Origin of the sequence: Pontibacter actiniarum (assembly GCF_003585765.1) — a bacterium.
Classification (GTDB): domain Bacteria; phylum Bacteroidota; class Bacteroidia; order Cytophagales; family Hymenobacteraceae; genus Pontibacter; species Pontibacter actiniarum.
In genome coordinates this window covers 2,015,646-2,038,319 of record NZ_CP021235.1, presented here as the reverse complement: position 1 = coordinate 2,038,319, position 22,674 = coordinate 2,015,646, and the positions used below count along the sequence as shown (strand labels likewise).

The 22,674-nt window shown below is 54.0% G+C and carries 13 protein-coding genes; 8 read left to right on the top strand and 5 right to left on the bottom strand.

Features of this window, described 5'->3' with window-relative positions; translation table 11 throughout:
• The first annotated feature begins 146 nt into the window (after positions 1–146).
• Both CA264_RS08775 and CA264_RS08770 read left to right on the top strand, forming a co-directional pair.
• A complete protein-coding gene (locus CA264_RS08775) occupies positions 147–3,173 on the top strand; it encodes a glycoside hydrolase family 3 N-terminal domain-containing protein (RefSeq protein WP_036775966.1) in 3,027 nt (1,008 codons plus the stop codon).
• Positions 3,174–3,609: 436 nt separating this feature from the next.
• Positions 3,610–4,035, top strand: a complete 426-nt coding sequence (locus CA264_RS08770; protein WP_025606407.1) for a hypothetical protein — start codon at positions 3,610–3,612, stop codon at positions 4,033–4,035.
• A gap of 30 nt (positions 4,036–4,065) precedes the next feature.
• Here the strand turns inward: CA264_RS08770 and CA264_RS21820 are convergent, their stop codons facing one another.
• Positions 4,066–4,221 (bottom strand): hypothetical protein, encoded by a 156-nt coding sequence (locus tag CA264_RS21820; RefSeq protein WP_157593665.1) that lies wholly within the window; start codon positions 4,219–4,221, stop codon positions 4,066–4,068.
• Between the two features lie 135 nt (positions 4,222–4,356).
• Between CA264_RS21820 and CA264_RS08765 the strand changes: the two genes are divergently transcribed.
• From CA264_RS08765 to CA264_RS08755, 3 genes are read left to right on the top strand one after another with little or no spacing between them, the layout of a single operon-like run.
• The gene (locus CA264_RS08765; RefSeq protein ID WP_025606406.1) at positions 4,357–5,439 is read left to right on the top strand and encodes an efflux RND transporter periplasmic adaptor subunit; all 1,083 of its coding nucleotides are present in this window, start codon (positions 4,357–4,359) and stop codon (positions 5,437–5,439) included.
• Between the two features lie 25 nt (positions 5,440–5,464).
• The gene (locus CA264_RS08760) at positions 5,465–8,632 is read left to right on the top strand and encodes an efflux RND transporter permease subunit (RefSeq protein ID WP_025606405.1); all 3,168 of its coding nucleotides are present in this window, start codon (positions 5,465–5,467) and stop codon (positions 8,630–8,632) included.
• Positions 8,625–10,058 carry a TolC family protein gene (locus CA264_RS08755; protein ID WP_025606403.1) on the top strand — a complete coding sequence of 478 codons (1,434 nt, stop codon included), beginning with the start codon at positions 8,625–8,627 and terminating at the stop codon, positions 10,056–10,058. The genes CA264_RS08760 and CA264_RS08755 overlap by 8 nt, the downstream gene beginning before the upstream one ends.
• 145 nt (positions 10,059–10,203) lie before the next feature.
• Here the strand turns inward: CA264_RS08755 and nagB are convergent, their stop codons facing one another.
• The 4 genes from nagB to CA264_RS08735 form a co-directional block, all read right to left on the bottom strand.
• Positions 10,204–12,168 (bottom strand): glucosamine-6-phosphate deaminase, encoded by a 1,965-nt coding sequence (nagB, locus tag CA264_RS08750; RefSeq protein WP_071784584.1) that lies wholly within the window; start codon positions 12,166–12,168, stop codon positions 10,204–10,206.
• A 37-nt stretch (positions 12,169–12,205) separates the two neighbouring features.
• The gene (locus CA264_RS08745; RefSeq protein WP_025606399.1) at positions 12,206–13,456 is read right to left on the bottom strand and encodes an ROK family transcriptional regulator; all 1,251 of its coding nucleotides are present in this window, start codon (positions 13,454–13,456) and stop codon (positions 12,206–12,208) included.
• Between the two features lie 555 nt (positions 13,457–14,011).
• The gene (locus CA264_RS08740; protein WP_025606397.1) at positions 14,012–15,430 is read right to left on the bottom strand and encodes a SusD/RagB family nutrient-binding outer membrane lipoprotein; all 1,419 of its coding nucleotides are present in this window, start codon (positions 15,428–15,430) and stop codon (positions 14,012–14,014) included.
• A 13-nt stretch (positions 15,431–15,443) separates the two neighbouring features.
• Positions 15,444–18,668 carry a SusC/RagA family TonB-linked outer membrane protein gene (locus CA264_RS08735; protein ID WP_025606395.1) on the bottom strand — a complete coding sequence of 1,075 codons (3,225 nt, stop codon included), beginning with the start codon at positions 18,666–18,668 and terminating at the stop codon, positions 15,444–15,446.
• A gap of 346 nt (positions 18,669–19,014) precedes the next feature.
• Between CA264_RS08735 and CA264_RS08730 the strand changes: the two genes are divergently transcribed.
• The 3 genes from CA264_RS08730 to CA264_RS08720 all read left to right on the top strand — a co-directional run bounded on the left by CA264_RS08730 (position 19,015) and on the right by CA264_RS08720 (position 22,619).
• The gene (locus tag CA264_RS08730; RefSeq protein ID WP_071784583.1) at positions 19,015–20,373 is read left to right on the top strand and encodes a D-alanyl-D-alanine carboxypeptidase/D-alanyl-D-alanine-endopeptidase; all 1,359 of its coding nucleotides are present in this window, start codon (positions 19,015–19,017) and stop codon (positions 20,371–20,373) included.
• 144 nt (positions 20,374–20,517) lie between these two features.
• Positions 20,518–21,531: a dipeptide epimerase gene (locus CA264_RS08725; protein WP_025606392.1), complete on the top strand. Its 1,014-nt coding sequence runs from the start codon at positions 20,518–20,520 to the stop codon at positions 21,529–21,531.
• Positions 21,531–22,619, top strand: a complete 1,089-nt coding sequence (locus CA264_RS08720; protein WP_025606390.1) for an aminotransferase class I/II-fold pyridoxal phosphate-dependent enzyme — start codon at positions 21,531–21,533, stop codon at positions 22,617–22,619. The genes CA264_RS08725 and CA264_RS08720 overlap by 1 nt, the downstream gene beginning before the upstream one ends.
• Positions 22,620–22,674: the final 55 nt, after the last annotated feature.

Sequence of the window (22,674 nt, the reverse complement as noted above, 5' to 3'; positions counted from 1 at the left end):
GAAGGAAGGCTGCTTTAGGTGAAATTTTATGTTTAAACTTTATTGAGTGAAGTGGCGGGCTAATTAAGCTGATTTTATTGCACCTGTTTTGGCATATTTAGTTTAAATTTACACCTAAACACGCTAATACTTAACCACTAACCACTTTGAAAAAGAGACCTTTACTTTTGCTCACCCTGCTGGCCCTCCTGCTAACCGGGGCAGTAAATGTGGAAGCGCAGAAGCGCACCTCCAAGACGCGCCGCAACACGACCGAGAAGGCGGCGGCCAAGGTATTTAACCCGGCCACAGACCCTCCTTTCCTAAACGCGAACCAGGCATGGGTAGACTCGGTATTTCAGACCCTGTCGCCGGAAGAGCGCATTGCGCAGCTCATCATGATCCCGGTTTACTCCAACAAAGACCAGGCACACATCGACTCCATCAGCGCCCTGGTGCGCAACTATAAAGTAGGCGGGCTGATCTTCTTCCAGGGAGGCCCGGTACGGCAGGCGAAAATGACCAACCGCTATCAGCAGGAAAGCAAAGTGCCGCTGATGATCAGCATAGATGCTGAGTGGGGGCTGGCCATGCGCCTCGACAGCACCACCCGCTTCCCTTACCAGATGGCCCTGGGAGGCATTGAAGACGAAGAGCTTATTTACAAAATGGGCGCGGAGATTGCCCGCCAGTGCCGTCGGCTCGGGGTGCACGTAAACTTTGCCCCGGTAGTGGACGTGAACAACAACGCGAACAACCCGGTGATCGGTTTCCGCTCTTTTGGCGAGAACAAGTACAACGTTACCCGCAAAGCCCTGGCCTACATGCGCGGCATGCAGGACGAGAAGGTGCTGGCCAACGCCAAGCACTTCCCCGGCCACGGCGACACCGATGTAGACTCGCATGTGGGCCTGCCGGTGATCAACTTCTCCAAAATCCGCCTCGACTCTGTGGAGCTGTACCCGTTCCGTGAGCTGATGAAAAACGGATTGGGCAGCCTGATGGTGGCGCACATGAACATCCCGGTGCTGGACAACACGCCAAACCTGGCTTCCACACTATCCAAACCGATCGTGTCCGACCTTTTAAAGAAGGAGATGGGCTATAAGGGGCTGGTATTTACCGATGCCCTCAACATGCAGGGCGTGGCTAAGTTCTACGAGCCGGGCATTGTGGATGTGAAAGCCCTGCTGGCCGGTAACGATATGCTGCTGAACACCATGGATGTGAAAACAACTATCCAGGAAGTGAAGAAGGCTATCGCCAACGGGGAGATAACACAGGAAGAGGTAGACGCCCGTTGCCGCAAAGTGCTGGCTGCCAAGCAATGGCTGGGGCTGGATAACTGGCAGCCAATCGAAACAAAAAATCTGATTGCTGACCTCAACAACCCGTATGCGGATTACCTGAACCAGCAACTGGTAGAGGCTTCCCTAACCTTGCTGCGCAACAAGCAGAACATCCTGCCGCTGCAACGCCTCGATACGCTTAAAGTCGCGGCGCTCGCCATCGGTACCGATACGGAAACCGATTTCCAGCGTGGCCTGGCCCGCTACACCAAAGTAGACACGTTCTTCCTGACGCCAAACACTTCTATTGCGGAGCTGATGGCGCTAAAGGAAAGGCTGCAGGACTATAACCTGGTGATAGCCGGTGTACACAAGCTGAACCTGAAGGCGGGAAGCAGCAACTTTGGCATCACCGCCGAAATGAACCTGTTCCTCAAAGACCTTATCCGCACCAAGCCGACTCTTGTGAGTGTGTTCGGTAACGTGTACAGCCTGGCTATGTTCGAGGACCTCGGGAAAGCGGACGGTCTGATCGCCGCTTACCAGGAATCGCCTATCACCCAGGACGTGGCCGCCCAGATGATTTTTGGCGGGGTAGGAGCCAAGGGCAAACTGCCGGTTACCATCTCCAACAGCTTCAGGATTGATGACGGATTGATGACACAGGGCGGCCTGCGCTTTGCCTACACCAAGCCGGAGGCAGTAGGGCTGAAAACGGCTGACTTTGCCGGAATCGACTCGCTGGTGGCGCAGGCAATGGAGCAGAAAGCGGCGCCGGGCGCCCAGGTGCTGGTTGCTAAAGACGGAAAGGTGATTTTCCAAAAGGCCTATGGCTTCCATACGTATGACAACACGGTGCCGGTGCAGAAAACAGACCTGTACGACCTGGCCTCTGTTACAAAGATAAGCACCTCCTTAGCCGCCTTCATGAAGTTGAAAGGCGAGGGCCGCTTTGATGTGGACCGCACTTTAGGCGAATACCTGCCGATGATGCAAGGCTCTAACAAAGAGAACCTCAAGTACCGCGACATCCTGACGCACCAGGCACGGCTACAGGCATGGATACCGTTCTGGAAGGAAACAGTGAAGAAGAATGGCAAGTTTAAGTGGCGCACCTTTAAAGCTGACTCCTCTAAGCGGTTCCCGATTAAAGTGGCGCAGAACCTGTACATCCACCGCAAGTACGCCGAAAAGATCTATAACGAGATAAAGGACTCTCCGCTGAATGAGAAGCCCGGTTACGTTTACAGCGACCTGTCGTTTATCCTGGCGCCGCTGGTGGTGCAGAACATCACCGGGGAGGATTTTGAAACGTACCTGAAGGAGAATATTTACAAGCCAATCGGTGCGACCAGCCTGACGTTTAACCCTTATAAGTACTATCACCCGCGTGATATTGTGCCGACGGAGCACGACTCGCTGTTCCGGAAGCAGCTATTGCACACAACCGTGCACGACGAAGGCGCAGCTATGCTGGGCGGCGTGAGCGGCCACGCCGGTTTGTTCGGTAACGCAAACGACGTTGCCAAGCTGATGCAACTGTACCTGAACGATGGCACGTTTGCCGGTGAAACCTACATTGGGGGCAACACGGTGAGCGAGTTCAGCAAGTGCCAGTTCTGCGAGGAGGGTAATTACCGTGCCCTCGGCTTCGACCGTCCGGCTAAGCCCGGTGCACAGAACAGCAATGCCGCTCCTGGTGCTCCCGTAGAGAGCTTTGGCCACTCCGGCTTTACCGGCACCTATACCTGGATCGACCCGGTGAACAACCTGGTGTATGTATTCCTGTCGAACCGTGTGCACCCGACCCGCGAAAACAACCTGCTGGGCAAGCTGAACACCCGCACGAATGTGCTACAGGTGGTGTACGACGCCATGGAGAAAAGCAAAAAGGTACAGCAGTAGCCGCTGACCTTAGCAAATACACGAAAAGGGGCTCCCAGCTTGGGAGCCCCTTTTTGTTTACCCTACTCTGGGGCTATACTTGGCTGGCTGGCTTCCTTTGCCAAAGCCGGTTACTGAAACGCTCGTTCCAGAGTGTTAGCGGAGAGAGTACCGAACCCGCACAAGTACGGTGGCGTCAAACAAGCTTTCGGTGTTTTGTGCTGAAACCCTACGCTGCGGATTTGTAGTGTTATGGTTGGTTCTACAGGGGCAGGAAGCCATTATTTTACGAGCGTCCTTCGGGTATCTGGCTACTTGGGGTAAATTAGTTGTGTTTTTATATTGCTGGCGCACAGTTTGTTGTGTCTTGTTGGTGGGAGGGCTTACATTTTTTTAAAGATTATTTCATGTTAGCCTATTTGATTGTACAATTAATGTGATGTAGCTTTGCAATCAAATGATTAAGGCTTTTTTAAAATACCTTCTGTCGCTTAGTGTCCTCCTGGGGATTGTGTATGGCCAACTATATGTGCCTACCTACCAGGAGCTGTCTCGCTATGCTGCTGCAGAAAATAGCCTTCAGGGATCCGTATTCGCCAGCCTGGGTTCCGTGCAGGAAGCCCAGATCGCTGCCCCAAAATACTCTTCCTACAACCTCGACAAAGACTTCAGCATTGAAGCCACGGACGGAGAGGACGACTCACTTGACTTTGTTGCGCTTAAAAAGCTTTTAAGCAACAACCCTTACTTCACATCGCTTCTGTACGCCCTTGCGCTGGCGTATTTCATCTGCTTTGTTCAGGCAAGCTTACGCTTCTGTAAGCACTTTTTCTCTAAGCTATCCCATAAAAGGTACCTCCTGCTACAGGTATTCAGGATATAGTAAACCCTCTTCAGCAAGTATAGCTTGCCATCACCACGCAGCCGTATGGCCGGGCACAGGTAGCGTTAACGCAGCTGTAGCCCAAGCTTTCGCGTTCCGGTTTTCATCGGGCTTTAGCGAAAGCAGCGCCTGCCCCAGCGCTGTTGTGGTGCCGTAGTTACCCGTGCTGCGGTAACTGCATTTCATTGTGCATCATTTTAAAAGCTGTTCACAGCCTGCTCTCCGGCGGCCCCCTGCTGCCTGTGTGCGTTGGTGTACCGTGTGGTTTCTCATTTCAAGTCAATCGTTAATAAACCCTTTGTTTTAAAAGCAAAAATCATCATGAAGAGAATTCTCATGCTCATGGGCTTGTGCGCCTTATTGTGCAATACAAGCTGTGAATCCAAAAAGGAAGAGAAGGAAGAGAAAGTCACCTTTATGGTTACTAGTCCGATGAAAATGGACACGACCGTCACAAAAGATTACGTAAGCCAGATCCATTCTATAAGCCATATTGAACTGAGAGCGCAGGAACGGGGCTACCTGCAGAAAATATTCGTTGACGAGGGGCAGACGGTAAAGAAAGGACAGCTGCTGTTCCAGATTACGCCGACCCTTTATGAGGCAGAGCTGCAAAGCGCGCAGGCCGAGGTGAACTTTGCGGATATTGAGTACCAGAACACGAAGAAGCTGGCAGACAGCAACATCGTGTCCCCTAACGAACTGGCTATGGCCAAAGCCAAGCTGGACAAGGCCAAAGCAGAACTGGCCCTGGCGAAAGTTCACCTGCAGTTTACGCAGATCAAAGCTCCGTTTGATGGCATCATCGACCGCTTCCATGTAAGGCTGGGTAGCCTGGTGGATGAGGGTGAGCTGCTCACCAACCTGTCGGACAACAGCAAAATGTGGGTGTACTACAACGTGCCAGAGGCCGAGTACCTGGACTACAAGTCTCATGAAAAGCAGGACAGCGCCGTGAAAGTGAAGCTGTTGATGGCAAACAACAAGCTGTTCAGCCACCCCGGTGTAGTGGAGACAATCGAGGCCGACTTCAACAACGAGACGGGCAACATTCCTTTCAGAGCCACATTCCCTAACCCGGACAGGCTGTTAAGGCACGGCGAAACAGGCAACATCCTCATGAGCGTGCCACTTTCCAATGCTTTGCTTATCCCGCAGAAAGCCACCTTTGAGGTGCTGGACAAGAAGTATGTGTATGTGGTGGATAAAGACGGTGTGCTTAAGTCGCGCGAGATTACCGTGGCAGCGGAGATGCCGCACATTTACGCTGTACAAGACGGCCTGGCTGAAGGAGATAAGTTCCTGCTGGAAGGCCTGCGCCTGGTACGGGAAAATGAAAAAATACACTACAAATTCGTGGAGCCTAGCACTGTCCTGTCCCAGTTGGATCTATATGCAGAGTAATCAGGTGTCCTAAAAATCAGAAGAAATGTTTAGTAAGTTTATAAAACGACCCGTATTTGCGATTGTCATATCGGTCATGATTGTGTTTGTAGGCTCCCTGGCTATCAGACAGCTGCCTATATCCCAATTCCCGGAAATTGCCCCGACTACAGTCAACATCTTTATCGCCTACCCCGGCTCCAGTGCCGATGTGCTGGTAAAGTCCACGCTGATAACCTTAGAGCAGGCTATAAACGGCGTGGAGGGGATGCGCTATATCGCCACTGATGCCACAAGTGCCGGTGAGGCTACCCTTAGGGTGATCTTTGAGCCGGGCACCGACCCCAACGATGCCGTCGTCCGGGTGAAAACAAGGGTGGACCAGGTCATGCCACTCCTACCGGAGCTGGTGCAGCGCGAAGGTGTGGTGATCACGCCCATCCAGCCGAGTATGTTGATGTACGTCAACCTCTACTCTAAGAATGAGAGCATGGACGAAAAGTTCCTGTTCAACTACGCCACCGTTAAAATGATCCCGGAAATTCAGCGTACCAAAGGGGTCGCCAGGGCGCAGATTCTTGGTAGCCGCAGGTATGCGATGCGTGTATGGCTAAACCCTGACCGTATGCGGGCCTACAGCATCTCGGTAGAAGAGGTAATGGAGGCGCTAGGGGAGCAAAGTATCATTGGCCGCCCCGGTAGAATTGGCCAAAGCTCGGGTATAGCCGCCCAGTCGCTTGAATATGTGCTTACCTACAAAGGGAGGTACAGCGAGCCGGAAGAGTACGAGAATATCATTATCCGGGCCAACGCCGAAGGCGAAAGCATACACCTGAAGGACATCGCTACCGTAGAGTTGGGCAGTGAGTTCTTTGATATCTATTCCAACCTGGATGGCCATCCTTCAGCGGCCATTGTACTGAAGCAGAACTACGGCAGTAACGCCAGCGATGTAATTGCAGAGGTGAAAGACAAGCTCGAGGAAATGCGGCCGTACTTCCCGCCGGGGATGGACTACAAAATCAGCTATGACGTTTCCCCGTTCCTGGATGCTTCTATAGAGCAGGTAATCCACACCCTTCGGGATGCCTTTATACTTGTTGCCATTGTTGTGTTCATCTTCCTTGGCGACTGGCGCTCCACGCTGATCCCGATTCTGGCTGTGCCCGTGTCCCTGATAGGGGCCTTCTTTGTGATTCAGTTCTTCGGGCTTTCCATTAACCTGGTTACGCTTTTCGCACTCGTACTGGCCATCGGTATTGTGGTGGACGATGCGATTGTGGTCGTCGAGGCCGTCCATGCTAAGATGGAGGAAGAGCCGCATTTATCGCCTTACAGAGCGGTTCAGAAAGTGCTTGGCGAAATCAGCGGTGCTATTATCGCGATCACAGCAGTAATGGTATCGGTGTTCCTGCCGATTTCGTTCATGTCGGGGCCGGTGGGTACTTTTTACCGCCAGTTCTCGATTACGATGGCCAGTTCCATTGTCATCTCGGCCGTTATCGCCCTTACGCTTACTCCGGTGCTGTGCGCCATGCTGCTAAAGAACCACCATGGTCAACCGAAGAAGTCGAACGTGTTAACCCGCACGCTTGACGGTTTTAACAGAGGCTTCGATAAGCTTACCGGCAAGTATGTGGGCCTGCTTACCTCTATTGTTAGCAGAAGGTGGCTCACCTGGATCATCTTGTTGGCGTTTGGTGCCGGCATAGTATACGAAAACCAAATTCTGCCGTCAGGATTCATCCCTAACGAAGACCAGGGTACCATTTACGCCATCATCCAGACCCCTCCGGGATCTACCCTTGAAAAAACCAACCAGGTGTCTCAAAAGCTGCAGAAAGTCTGCGAAGAGATTGAAGGGGTAGAGTCAGTGTCCTCTTTGGCAGGCTACGAGATCATGACCGAAGGTAGGGGCTCTAACGCGGGAACCTGTCTGATCAACCTTAAAAACTGGTCGGAGCGCGATCATACCGTGAAAGAGATTATGGAGGAGCTGGAAGAGAAGTCAAAAGGCCTTGGGGCTGTTATCGAGTTCTTTGAGCCGCCGGCCATCCCGGGCTTCGGTTCCTCAGGCGGTTTCTCCATGCGTTTGCTGGATAAAAACACCGAAACAGACTACCATGAGTTCGACAAGGTGAACCAGGAGTTCCTGGACAACCTGCGCAAGCGTAAAGAGCTTACCGGCTTGTTTACCTTCTTTGCCGCCAACTATCCGCAGTACGAGCTGGAGATAGACAATAACCTGGCCATGCAAAAAGGCGTGACGATCGATAAAGCGATGGAGAACCTCAACATTCTGATTGGTAGTACCTATGAGCAGGGCTTCATCAAATTCGGGCAGTTCTTCAAAGTATACGTGCAGTCAGACCCTAAATTCAGAAGGCTCCCGTCCGATATCTTAAAGCTGTATGTTAAAAACGAGAGCGGCGAAATGGTGCCTTACTCAGCCTTCATGAAGCTGAAGAAAACGCAGGGCCCTAACGAGGTTACCCGTTTCAACATGTATAACTCAGCGGCTATACAGGGGCTCCCGGCCAAAGGCTATACTACGGCAGATGCCATTCAGGCCATACGCGAAGTGGCGAAAGAAACCCTGCCAAAAGGGTACGACATCGCCTGGGAAGGCCTTTCTTATGACGAGGCTAGCAGAGGGAATGAGGCCCTGTATGTGTTTATCATTGTGGTGATGTTCGTCTACTTCGTGCTGGCGGCACAGTATGAGAGCTTTATTATTCCGCTGGCGGTGGTGTTGTCGCTGCCGGTGGGTGTGTTTGGCTCGTTTTTGCTGCTGAAGCTGATGGGGCTGGAGAACAACATCTACGCGCAGGTAGGCCTTATCATGCTGGTCGGCTTGCTGGGTAAAAACGCCGTGCTCATTGTAGAGTTTGCCGTGCAGAAGCGGCAGGAGGGAGCCACAATATTTGACGCCGCCATCGAAGGTGCCAAAGTGCGTTTCCGCCCAATCCTGATGACCTCTTTCGCCTTTATCGCGGGCTTGATACCGTTGATTATTGCAACCGGTGCTGGAGCTATTGGTAACCGGACAATTGGTGCCTCCGCCCTCGGTGGTATGTTGTTCGGAACAATTTTCGGGGTAGTCATTGTGCCGGGCTTGTACTACATATTCGCCCGCATGGCAGACGGCCGTCACCTGATCAAAGATGAAGATGAAGTTCCTTTAACCGAAGATTATGTCCATCACAATGTTTAAAAGAGTCCTATATAAATGCCTGGGGATTGCCTGCCTGTCGTTAACCGTTACGGCATGTGTTACTCCGTCAGTAGTTGAAAGAACAGCGAACACAACAGTACCTGCGAGTTTTAATAACTCGCAGGACACTATCAACACAGCAACGCTGCAGTGGAAAGAGTACTTCACCGACCCGAACCTGATTGCCTTGATAGATACCGCCTTGAGTAACAACCAGGAGTTGAACATCACGCTGCAGGAAATCGAAATCTCACGAAACGAAGTAAGGGCCCGGAAAGGGGAGTACCTGCCGTTTGTGGGGTTGAAAGGCGCTGCCGGAGTAGACAAGGTGCCAAGGTACACGAACATAGGGGCCATGGAGGCCACCACCGATATAAAACCGGGGAAAGAAATGCCGGAGCCGTTGCAGGATTACCTGGTGGGGGCTTATGCAACCTGGGAAGTGGATATCTGGAGCAAGCTGCACAATGCCAAGAAAGCAGCCGTTAACAGGTACCTGTCCAGCGTTGAGGGAAGGAACTTTATGGTTACGAACCTGATTGCTGAAATTGCTGATTCATACTATGAACTGCTGGCCCTTGATAACCAGTTGGCCATTGTGCAGAAGAACATCGAGATTCAGAACAATGCCCTCGAGATTGTAAAACTGCAGAAAGAAGCCACCCGCGTTACGGAGCTGGCCGTTCGCCGGTTTCAGGCACAGGTGCTCCACACAAAGAGCCTGCAGTACGACATACAGCAAAGGATCATAGAAACTGAGAACAGGATCAACTTTCTGGTGGGCAGGTTCCCGCAGCCAGTTCAACGGAACGATGAAACGTTCGAGAACCTGATTCCTGAGACCATACAGGCAGGTATTCCTGCACAGCTGCTGCAAAACCGTGCTGACATCAAACAGGCCGAGCTGGACCTGACTGCTGCCAAACTGGATATAAAGGTGGCGAAGGCCCGCTTTTATCCTTCTTTAGGCATCTCGGCAGGTATAGGCTTCAATGCCTTCAACCCGTCGTACCTGCTAAAGACGCCGGAATCGCTGCTGTACTCGCTGACGGGAGACCTGGTGGCACCGCTGGTTAACAGAAACGCGATTAAAGCCGACTATAACAGCGCCAATGCAAAGCAGATTCAGGCCGTGTACAATTACGAGCGCACCATCCTGAATGCGTATGTGGAGGTGGCGAACCAGTTAGCGAGAATCAACAACCTGGAAAAAAGCTACGATTTAAAAGCACAGGAAGTGGAGGCGCTGAACCAATCGGTGGTGATCTCCAACATGCTGTTTGCCTCTGCAAGGGCAGATTACATGGAGGTGCTGATGACCCAGCGCGATGCCCTGGAGTCCAGGTTTGACCTTATCGAAACCAAGATGCAGCAGATGAATGCCATGGTCAATATCTACCGGGCCTTGGGTGGCGGGTGGAAGTAGCCGTGCAGTAAGTAACTCCACCGGGGACTGAAAAGCAGTTTTAAGACTCCGTAAAAACAGAAAAGCCCGCTCAGAAACTGAGCGGGCTTTTTTCGTGGCTCTAAACTCTCAAATGATCCTATGTGTGTCCTAGAGAAAGGATGGTTTAGAAATTGTAACGCACGAATGCCTCCATGGCCTCGTAATCGGCAAGGCCAAGTTTATGGTAATTTTCAGCGGTTTCACGGTTACGCTCTTCGGCACGCACCCAAAACTCGCGCGCGTCGTCGCCCGGGAAAACCGGTCTGTCTTTCTGTGATTGATGTTTGAAGATAGCCTCACGCTTACGGATCACCTCCTGTGGCGAGAGCGGCACAGCCATCTCGATCTCATGGGTTTCGAACTCATGCCATGCGCCGCGGTACATCCAAAGCCAGCAGTCGTTAGCCCACTCTTCTGTTTGGCGCAGGCGCTGCAGTGCCTCTACCACTATCTTAAAGCACACGATGTGCGTGCCGTGCGGGTCTGCAAAGTCGCCGGCGGCAAAAACCTGCTGCGGCTTCACCCGCTGTAGCAGGTCCATCGTCAGCTCAATGTCCTTATCGGTAACAGAGTTCTTCTTGCGCTTGCCCGTCTCGTAGAAAGGCAGGGCCATGAAGTGGATGTTCTCATCCTCCAGCCCGGCGTAACGCGCACCGGCGTAGGCTTCGCTCTTACGGATAAAGCCTTTCACGTTCAGTATCTCCTGCGTGTCTACCTGGTTCGGCTGTTTCTCCTCGATAAAGCCGCGCATGTCGTCGTAGATCTGGCGCAAACGGCTGGTGTCGCTGCCAATGCTCTTGTTAAAGTCAATGGCGAACTCCATGTAGCGGAGCACATCATCATCCCAAACGGCGGTGTTGCCCGAGGTTTGGTAGGCCACATGCACATCGTGGCCCTGGTCCACCAGTCGGATAAATGTACCACCCATGGAGATGACATCATCGTCCGGGTGAGGAGAGAAGATAATAACGCGTTTCTGCGCCGGCTCGGCCCGCTCTGGGCGCTGCGTGTCGTCTGCGTTTGGCTTGCCTCCCGGCCAGCCGGTAATGGTGTGCTGTATCTTGTTAAAGATATCTATGTTGATGTTATAGGCAGGGCCGAACTCGGTGGCCAGCTGCGCCATACCATGCGTGTTGTAGTCTTCGTCGGTCAGTTTCAGGATAGGCTTACCCAGTTTTTCTGAGAGCCAGATCACCGCCTTCTTCGTCAGCTGCTCATCCCACACGCAGTCCTTTACAAGCCACGGGGTATTAAAGCGAGTCAGCTCAGAGGCAGCGTCATCATCCAGCACAAACTCTACGCTGTTCGACAGCTGCAGGTAAGTGGCAGGCACCTCGCTGGACATCTCTCCCTCTACCGCTTTTTTGATGATCGGCGCTTTCTTCTGGCTCCAGGCCATCAGGATAATTTCGCGTGCTTTGAAGATGGTGCCGATGCCCATGGTGATGGCTTTGGTCGGTACATTCTCCTTGCCGCCGAAGTCGCGGGCAGCGTCGCGGCGGGTCAGGTCGTCCAAGGTTACGAGGCGCGTACCAGAGTTTGGTGCCGAGCCCGGCTCGTTAAACCCGATGTGGCCCGTACGGCCGATGCCCAGGATCTGCAGGTCCAGCCCGCCTACCTCTTCTATCTGGCGTTCGTAGTTGAGGCAGTAGGCGTGTATTTCCTCTTTCGGCAGGGTGCCGTCCGGTACGTGCACGTTTGCCTTTTCGATGTCGATATGGTCGAAGAGGTTCTCGTTCATGAACGTCACGTAGCTCTGCGCCGCATCCGGCTGCATCGGGTAGTACTCGTCCAGGTTGAAGGTGATGACGTTGCGGAAGCTAAGTCCTTCCTCGCGGTGCATGCGCACCAGCTCTGCATACACCCCCACCGGCGTGGCGCCGGTCGCCAGCCCCAGTACAGCCTGCTGCCCCTTGTTTTGCTTATCCCTGATCAGGTCAGCAATGCGTTTTGCCACCGACACAGAGGCGATGTGCTGGTCCGGGAAAACGCTTACCGGAAGTTTCTCAAAACGTGTCTCCTCCAGCAGGTTCAGCCGGGGCATGGAGTTCTGTGATTTGAAAGGAACGGTACTGTTTAACGTTTGCATCGTGCTATATTCTTTGTCTTTTCTGAGTTAATCGTCTTTACCTGGCCTGCTCCAACTGCTGCTCCAGGATGTTCTCCAGCACCGTAGCCGCGGCTCCCAGCATGCTGGCGCTCTGCCCGAGTGTGGACAGCGCTATGCTGGTGGATTCGCGCAGCTGCGCCATGCAATAGGTGTTGATGGCCTGTTGGATGGGTGTGGTGATAAACTGCTTGGCTTCGGCTATTTTCCCGCCAAGTATAATAAGCTCCGGGTTAAACAGCTGGATAAGTATGGCGATGCCTTTGCCCAGGTGCTTGCCGGTTTCTGACAGCATGTTGATGGCGAACTGGTCGCCGTTGTGGGCGGCGTCTATCAGGGTCTGCGGCTCCAGCTCGTCCAGTTCCTCATCGGGCAGCTTGCTCAGCAGCGATTTCTGCCCCTCCTTGATTCTCTGGCGGGCTATACTTGTAAGGGACACCCCGGAGGCCACCGTCTCAAGGCAGCCGCGCTTTCCGCAGTGGCACAGGCTACCGTCTTCTATCAGCGGAATGTGCCCGAACTCTCCGGCAAAGCCTGAGGTGCCGCCGCGCAGCTTACCGTCCATAATCACGCCCGTACCGATACCCCAGTCCATGGAGAGTACCAGCACGTCCTGCTTTCCCTTCGCCTCGCCAAAACGTAGCTCCGCCAGGGCAGCGCTCTTTACGTCGTTCTGTATAAACACAGGCTTACCGAGTTTCTGGCTCAGCAGCTCCTGTAATGATTCCTCTAATAGGTCGGTTCTCAGGTAGGTGTGGTTGTTGCCTTCTTTCCCCGCCACCAGGCCCGGCATGCTGATGCCGATGCCCACTAGTTTCTTCGGGTCGATGCCTGACGTGGCGATGTGCTCTTCCACTCGGGTGCAAAGCTCGTTCAGGCCGCTCAGGTCCTCGGGTAACGTGTAGGCATAGGTGCGAACAGGTGTGATTTGGTTGTTGTTGTTATCCACGATCACCATGCGGGTGCTAAAGCGGTCCATTTCGATGCTAAGCACGAAAAGAGAGTTATTGCGCAGCCCGTACAGGTCCGGCTTGCGTCCGCCTACCGATTTGCCGAGCCCCTGCTTCTCCACCAGCCCCTCAGAGATAAGCTCACCTAATAATCCCATTGAAGTTGGGGAGCTGATGTTGAAGCGAGAGCAAATATCGGCATTGGTGCGGACACCTTTTACGTACAGGTGTCTGATTATCTTTACCTTCTGTAAAAACTTCTTCTTCTCAACGTTGTTGAGGCTCTCCAGATAATCGGTATGTGATGTTAAGGTGCTCATGCACTAGGTCTCATTCTATAGTGGCAATTTGAGTAAAAAGTTTTGGTTAACCAATAAACTTCTTTAAAATTTTTTATTTAAGTCTGCGTGTTAACATCGTGTTTGTGCAAAAGGTGTGCCGGTAAGCATTTTTTTTGGTGTTACTGCAGCTGTAGTGGAGCCACAGCATCTGAAAAGTCTGCAGCATTTACACTACAGCCTATGGAATAGCTTTTCCGTCTGCTCCTGGTACGCTGTGTTAGTCCGCTGCCCCACCGGCACGCCAGGCTTGCTCAGGGGGAGCGTTTGGAGCAGCCTGTAAGGGGTAAAGCTTTCAGTGCCGCTGTGTGGAGTGTCTTTTAGCCTGCCTGCTGATGTCTCAGGGGTATCAAGTACGGACAGCTTTGCCAGCCTGACCTGCTATCTGCGAGCCATGGAGGGGCAGGGGCGGCGGAGAAACCCACTAGGCCAAATGGCAGCTAGAGCTGTGTAAGCAAGCAGGCATTAATATACCACTAAATAAAAAAGCCGCTCTTACAGCGTAAGAGCGGCTTTGCTTGTCAAGTTAGATCTCGGCTATTTGTCCCACCACAGGCGTCCGTAGAGGTCGTCCTGACCGTTGAAGGCAGCCTGAACCGCCTCTTTGTAGTTCTGGCTGTTGTTTTGTGCCTCCTGGCTTGGGTAAGCTTCGCGAAGCGGGATGGCACGGCCAGCGTTATCTTCCGGGGCCTCCAGGGCCGGATAACCTGTTCTGCGCCACTCCGCCCAGGCTTCGTAACCGTTCATGAACAGGTGCACCCAGCGCTGGTAACCGATCTGCTCCATTGCGCGGGCAGGGTCGTAGGCTACCTCCGGCTGCTGCATCATTTCCTCCAGGCCTGTTACCTCACCATTGTTCCACTGCTGCACAGATGCTTCGATAGCCATGTTGTAGTAGTTCTCTGCCACAGCGTCGCCACCTGCAATCCAGCCGCGCTTTGCAGCCTCAGCCAGGGCAAAGAGCCCCTGGGCATAGGTTACCAGGTAAACAGGGGAGTTTTGCTGGCGGAGGCTTTCCCCCAGCATAGAGATGTTCTTTTTACTGTATTCGCCGGTGTTGGCTACATCTCCGGGCAGGCCGTACTTCAGGCCCACGTACTCGCCCTGGCTGTTAGGCTCCGCGAAGGTGCCCAGGCGCGGGTCGCCCAGCGGCTTCATGTAGTCCACCAAAGGCTTGCTGACCGCATACCACTTACGGTTCAGAACCTCAAACACCTCGTACCAGTAGTTCTGGTTATCCGTGTTTGAAAGGTGCGGGTAAACGAAGTTATCCGCATTAGAGGTCATGATGCCCCCTTCCAGCGCTTTGTTAAACTCCGCTTTGGCTTTGTCAGGAGCTACCTCAGAAAGGCGCAACGCCATCAACAGGTGGATGGTATTCGCCAGCTTGCGCCACTTATCCGGGTTTCCGGAGTACATAATGTCGTTATCAACCACGCCCGGCACCATCTCGGCGTTTGCCTCGTCCAGCAGGGTAAACAACGCGTTGTAGATGGTCTCCTGGCTATTGTAAGCAGGGGTGAAGTTCTCTTTGCCCTGCAACGCCTGTTCATACGGAAGGGGGCCCCACCTGTCTGTCATGTGCCAGAAGAAGTACGATTTGAGTACCTTGGCCATCGCCAGCTGGTTTGGTACAGGCCCCTCGCTCACATCCAGCTCATTGGACGCAAGCACCGACTCGATGTTCATCAGCGGGCCGGTATAGTAGTTATAGAAGTTAAAGTAGACGGAGTTATAGCGCGAGGCGTCGGTGTACTCTGTCTCTGACAGGTGCTGCGCATAGAGCGGCCCGTAGGGGCTGGAGCTGGTTCCCGGCAGGTACATCATGGAGTTGGCAAGCAACTGCGTGTTGGAAGCCTCACTCGGCTGGTTCGGGTTAACGCTTAGCTCCTCATCAAACTTATTACAGCCGGTAAAGGCGAAGCAGGCTAGTGCAAATATGATCAGTTTCTTCATTGTCGTTCTATAATTATAGGGTAACATTCAGGCTCAGGCCAAAGGAGCGCACGCTTACGAGCTGCCCTGTCTCGAGCCACGAGATTGGCTCGCTGCCGTTAGCCAGCTCGGACGGGTTAAGGCCTTTAGGGGCTTTCTGCCAAATCATGAATGGGTTGCGGGAAACAAGGCCGATGTTAACCGAAGAGAAAGGCAGCTTGCTGAGCAGGTTGCTGCCCAGGGTGTACCCCAGGCGTAGCTCACGGAGCTTTACGTAAGAGGCGTCGTACAGCCACTCTTCATACACCTGTGTCCCCAGCTTTGTTCTGAAGTATGACTTGGCGTCAACATAGGTGCTTACCTCTTTGCCGCTCACGTCTTCCCCGTCGATGATGGTGCCCGGGCCGTAGATACCAGTTACTTTAACACCACCACCTTCAGACAGCGGGTCGCGCACGTTTTTCCCACGGTCGTTCATGGCAGCGGTTTCCACAGCCTGCCCCGTTTTCACGGCCAGCATGCGGGACCAGCTAAAGAACTGCCCGCCGATCTGGAAATCAACCAGGGCGCTCAGGCTGAGCGGGCCGTAGCTGAAGTTGTTTGTAACGCCGCCCGTATAGTCTGGAAGCACGCTGCCGAAGTTGTGGTTAGGCTCATACAAGGGCAGGCTTTGCGCATCGAGTAAAATCTTCCCGGTGTCAGGGTCGCGCATATAAGCCTGCCCGATCAGTGTACCGTAAGGCTGGCCCTCCGTGGCGTTTACACTCACCGTTACCCTCGAATAGGTGTTGCTTGCAATCTGGTAGTTATTGATCTCCATTGTGCCGTCGCTGTAGAGCTCCTTTATCATGCTCTTGTTGCGGCTGAAGTTCACGCCCAGGTCCCACGTGAACTTACCGGCTACAGGAACGGCGTTCAGCGCAACCTCATAGCCTTTGTTCTCGATAAGGCCGGCGTTAATCACGGTGGAAGCATAGCCGCTGGCGCCCGACACCGGCAGGGTCAGGATCTGGTTGCGGTTACGCTGCTGATACCAGGTGAAGTTCATGCCGATGCGGTCCTGCAGGAATTTCAGGTCCAGGCCGGTTTCAAAAGAGTGGCTGAAAGAAGGCTTGATCAGCGGGTTGTTCAGCTTGTCTGGAATGTAGAGCGTGTTAATGGTCCGCTCTTCATCGGAATAGGTGTTGCCGATGGCGTAGTTAAACGATGTCTGGTAGGGCTCCAGGTCTGAGCCTGCCTGGGCATAGCTTACCCGAACCTTGCCAAAGCTTAACGGGCTCCAGGCGACCAGCTCGCTAAACACGGCACTACCCGAGATAGACGGGTACCAGTAGGAGTTGTTGTCCTCTGGTAAGGTAGAGGAGTTGTCGTTACGCAAGCTGGCATCCAGAAACCACGTGTCTTTGTAGCCGAGCGACACCATGCCGTACACGCTCTTTACCTCTTTCTCGCGCAGGTAGGAAGAAACTTCGGGGCGGTCGATGGAGGCTGCGATGTTGAAGAAGTTCGGCGTGGATAAGCCCCCCTCCGCCGACTGGTACAGGTACGAGTACTCCTGCTGCAACAAGTTTGCGCCCACGTTCGCGTTTAAGGACAGCTCGCCCCAATACTTGGTGTACTGGCCCATGAACTCATAGTTCATTTCGCGGTTCTGGTACTTGCCAATGGAGAAGTCCTGCAGGCTGCGGCCACCACGGGCAGAGCGGGTGTCGATATTCTGCGTGAACATGTCGCTGCGCGCAAAACCGCTCAGCTTTAGGCCGTCCATTACCTCATAGGTCAGGCCTACGTTCCCGAAGAAGCGGTCACGCTTGTCCTGCGAGTAGTTTTCGTACGCCTCAAAGTACGGGTTGTTCCAGTACAATGGCTCTAGGTCGCTGACAACGCCTGCGCCATTGGGGTTGTCGATGTTCCAGTGCAGGAACGAGCCGTCGTCATACTTGTAGTTTTTCAGCCGCTCCATGTCTACGCTGCGCTGGAACCACTGCGTCAGGTATGTGGCGCCGTTGTCGTAGCCCTGGCCCGGGCGCTGCGCCTGGTTGTAAGCGTAGTTAAGGCTGGTGGATACCTTTATCTTTTTAGATACGTCCATGGCGCCGTTAAAGCCCAGGTTGCTGCGGTCTAGCCAGGTGTTTGGCGTCACGCCTTCGATGCTGGTGTTGTTAAAGCTTAGCCTGAACGTGGAGTTAGCGCCGCCGCCGCTAACAGCGATGTTGTTGTTAAAGGTGTGCCCCAGCTCATAGAAGTCTTTGATGTTGTCCGGATGCGGTACGAAGGGCGTTAGCTTGCCGTAGTCCGGGTCTGCGGGGTAGAAGCTGTAAAACTGCCTTACCAGCTGGCCGTCCATTCTTGGCCCCCAGCTTTCATCCGCGCCCTGGTTTACGTAAGGGTCGCCGTTTTCCAGCGTGCTGAACTTTTGCGTGCTACCTCCCCCGTACGTGTTCTGGAGGGGCATAAAGTTACCGGCTTTCTCTACGGAGTAAGCCCCGCTGTACTCGACGCGCACTTTGCCCTGGGCGCCTTTTTTCGTCGTAATCATGATAACACCGTGCTGGCCGCGCAGACCGTACAGGGCGGAGGCAGCCGGGCCTTTTAGCACGTTCACAGATTCTATGTCATCCGGGTTGATGTCCTGGATCGCGTTGCCGTAGTCCTGGCCGCTTCTTTCGGCGAAGTTGGTGTTGGCCATAGGCGTACCGTCTATCACGATCAACGGCTGGTCGTTGCCAGACAGCGTGTTTACACCGCGGATTTTGATGCGCTGTGTTCCGCCCATACTTGCGCCGGAAGAGCCCGACACCTGCACACCGGCAACGCGGCCGGCCAGTGAGCCTAAAACGTTCTGCTCCTTTGTTAGTGTGAGGTTCTCGCCGTCTACCTGCTGGGTGGAGTAACCCAGGGAGCGCTCTTCGCGGGTAATGCCCAGCGCCGTGACAACTACTTCCTTTAGCTGCTGGTTGTCGGCGCCGAGCTGTACGTTCAGTACCGCCTGGTTGCCCACCTGCACTTCCTTGGTCTCATACCCCAGGAAACGGAAAAGCAGGACAGCTTTTTGGTTGGGCACGTTGATCTGGTATGAGCCGTCTGCGTTGGTCGATACACCGGTGGTAGTGCCTTTCACAATGACACTGACCCCTGGCAAGGGAAAGTTGTCTTCGGCCCCTGTTACCGTACCGCTCACGGTTAGTTGCTGGGCAAAGGCGGTGCCGCACCAACATACCAAAAGCAGTAAAAGAGTGGTTAAGTAGGTTTTTCTCATAAGGGTTAGGTTAGATAAATGTTAGACTTGTGATTTCTAATATAGTGATATAGATGTATATAGAAAACCTTTATTTATCCTGTGGCAACATTTTGATGTAATTACGCCAATCCAATCGCTGTTTAACTGCCGATACTGCTGGTGTAGGAGCCAGTAAAGTATGGTTTCTGCTAAATGTCTTTTTTATAGCTACTTGTGCAGTCTTATGGTTTTATGGTTTCCGGAGGTATGATTTACTGCGTTGGCAGGGGGAGAGGGGCGGTATTATAAAGAGGTTGTAACAAAGACTTTGAATATATATCACTTTTTACGTACTTAAAGTCCTCAACTTAACGCATCACACCTTATGCACCTGACCAAACCGCTTTACAGATGGGCGATGCTGTCCTGTTTGCTTTTCACGCTGGCCTGCAGTAGTGCCAACAAAGTGCCTGCCGTGTCATCGGTAGAGCCGGAGCGCTTCGGGCCGGCGGAGATAAAGCGCGAGGTGGCCAACTCAGAGGTGCTGCGGCAGAGCTTTGTGGGCTTTGCGCTCTATGACCCGGAGCTGAACGAGATGGTGGTGGAGCACAACGCCGATAAATACTTTGTGCCGGCCTCCAACACCAAGCTCTTTACCTTTTATGCAGGGCTTAAGATGCTGGGCGATTCTATCCCGGCGCTGAAGTACGTTAGCCGTGGCGACTCTCTTATTTTCTGGGGCACCGGCGACCCCACCTTCACGCACATGGACCTGAAGAACACCATCGCCTATGACTTTCTGAAGAACCGCCCCGAGAAAAAGCTATACTATATAGATGCCCCCTTCGCCAGCACGCCTTATGCCAGTAACTGGGGCTGGGACGACTACAACTATTACTACCAGCCGGAGCGCAACGTTTTTCCGGTGCATGGAAACATCGTGAAGTTTTTGCGGGAGGAGGGGAAGCCAGCCTACTCTACCACGCCCGGCTATTTTAAGGCCCAGGTAAGTGCAGACTCGGCAGACGCCCCCAACGGAGACACCTTTGTGCGAGGCTGGCGCAATAACAGCATTACCTATTACCCCAAGCAGGCGGCGGCCAGGTTCTCCACCGAGGTGCCTTTTATCACGTCACCGGCCACCGTGGTTGCTTTACTGGCCGATACGCTAAACCGCCCGGTGGAGTGGCTGAAGACGGATGTGCCGGAAAACGGAAAAGTGCTTTACGGCTTGCCTGCCGACACGGTGTTTAAGCGCATGCTGCAGGTAAGCGACAACCTGCTGGCCGAGCAGCTCATGGCGCTGGCCTCCGGCACCATCTCCGACACGCTTTCTGTAGAGCGAGCGATCCAGTACATGAAGCGCACCTACCTGAGCGATCTGCCGGATGAGCCCGTGTGGGTTGACGGCTCCGGGCTCTCCAGCATGAACATGTTTACGCCACGGAGCATCATCGCACTGCTGCAGAAGCTCCTGCAGGAGCGCCCGCAGGAGGAGCTGTTGCCTATGCTGGCCACCGGCGGCCGCCCGGGTACTTTCCGTAACATCTACAAGGCCGATGTGCCCTACGTGTTCGGCAAGTCCGGCACCCTGTCGCATGTGCACAACCAGAGCGGCTACATCCTTACAAAGAGTGGGAAAATGCTGCTCTTCAGCTTTATGAATAACAACTATGCCGTGCCTACCTCCGCCATCCGCGATGAAATGGTGCGCATTATGACGGAAGTGCACAACCGCTATTAACGTATAGCGCCAAAGTATAGCGCCGCTGGCGGCACACGCCACGTGCATGTTTAAAGCTGCCCAAGGGCAGAGCAGAAGAGGCGGCTTACCTGTAATTCCGTACGTACCTTAAAACAATAACATCAACCATAACCATACACCCGAATGAAACTGACCATCCGTTCCTTTGACCTGCCGCTGAAGCATACCTTTACCATTTCCTACGACTCGCGCGATGTGCAGCCAACCCTGATTGTGGAGCTGCAGCAGGGCCAGCACAAAGGCTATGGCGAGGCAACCAGCAACCCCTATTACGGCTTCACGATTGAGAGCATGACGGCGGCGCTGGAGAGCATCCGGGAGAAGATTGAGGCAACGGAGCTGGAGAGCCCGGAGGAGTTCTGGGCACAGATGCAGCCACACTTACAGGACAATCCCTTCGCGCTGTGCGCCCTGGACATAGCCGCCCATGACCTGTTCGGAAAGATGCAGGGCCAGCCGCTTTACAAAATGTGGGGCCTCAGCACCAACCATACGCCCCTCACCGACTATACCATCGGTATCGACAGCATCGATAAAATGGTGCACAAGCTGAAGGAGATGCCCTGGCCGCTTTACAAGATCAAGCTAGGCACGAAAGACGACGTGGCCATTATTAAAGAGCTGCGCAGGCATACTGATGCGGTGTTCAGGGTGGATGCCAACTGCGCCTGGGGCGTGGAGGAAACCATTGAGAACGCGAAGCAGCTCAAGCCGCTGAACGTGGAGTTTATTGAGCAGCCCATGCGCGCCGACGATATGGAGGGGATGAAGCAGGTGTACCAGCAGTCGGTGCTGCCGCTGATCGCAGACGAGAGCTGTATCACCGAGCGCGATGTAGCCAAATGCCACGGGCACTTCCATGGGGTAAACGTGAAGCTGGTGAAGTGCGGCGGCCTGACCCCCGCACGGCGCATGCTTAAAGAGGCGCATAGCCTGGGCATGAAAACAATGGTGGGCTGCATGACAGAGTCCTCTGTGGGTATCTCTGCCATCGCACAGCTGCTGCCGATGCTGGATTACGTGGACATGGACGGTGCCCTGCTGCTGAGCAAGGACATTGCCAAAGGCGTAACCATAGACTTCGGCAAGGTGAAGTACAGCGAGCTAAACGGTACTGGCGTAGAGCTGCTGGCCTAATGAGCACCCCTGCCTACACCGATCACCTGCCGGGGCGAACCGTTACGCTGGAAGGGGAGGAGTTTCTCTACTTTAGCGGCACCTCGTACCTGGGGATGGCCTGCAACGAGGCCTTTCAGGAGCTGGTGCATACGGGCATGCGGCGCTACGGCACGAACTATGCCAGCACCCGGCGCTCCAACCTGCGCCTGCAGGTGTACGGCCTGGTGGAGGAGCAACTGGCAAAGCTTACCGGCGCCGAGGCGGCTGTCACCATGTCGTCGGGCTTTCTGGTGGGGCAAACACTGGTGCAGGTGCTGCGCGAGCGGGGCCACTTTCTCTATGCTCCCTGCGCTCACCCGGCGCTCTGGCTCCATGCCGCCGTAGCAACGGAGGCGAATGCGGAGATGGGTTTTGATGCGTGGGCGGCGCAGGTGCTGGAGCAGGTAAAGCAGCCAGGCCAGGAGGCTTTCGTAATCGTTTGCAATGCGCTGGACCCGCTGCAGGCCACGAGCTACGATTTCAGCTGGGTGGCTCAGCTGCCGGCAGACAAGCAGATTACCTTAGTTGTGGATGACTCGCATGGCTTCGGGGTGCGGGGAGCTGGGGGAGCGGGTATATACCCGGAGCTCAGCAAGTATAAAAACGTGGAGCTAGTGGTGGTGAGCTCCTTCGGGAAGGCGCTGGGCGTACCTGCCGGTATGATACTAGGTTCCGCCAGAATGATTGAGGAGGTGAAGGCCAGCTCATACTTCGGCGGCGCTTCGCCCGCCATTCCGGCGTACCTGCAGGCCTACCTGCAGGCTGGGGAACTGATCAGTGAGGCGAGGGAGCGCCTGCAGCAAAATATCCATACCTTTTTGCAACAGCTGGAGCACCCTGGCGAGCTGTTTCGCTTTATCCCCGGTTACCCGGTCTTTAGCACAAGGTACGGCAGCCTGGCGGCGCATCTGCACGAGCACCGAATCCTTATTTCCAGCTTTCGCTACCCGACTGCGGAGAGCGCGCCCGTAACAAGGGTCATTCTAAACAGCCTGCACACGCCGGCTGACCTGCAGCGGCTGACGGAGGCAATAAACCAATTTGTACCGGAAATTGTCATAAGGTAAGGCAATGCCCGGCTACTTTTATACGTGTATCTAACCTTCAACGCATACACTGCGG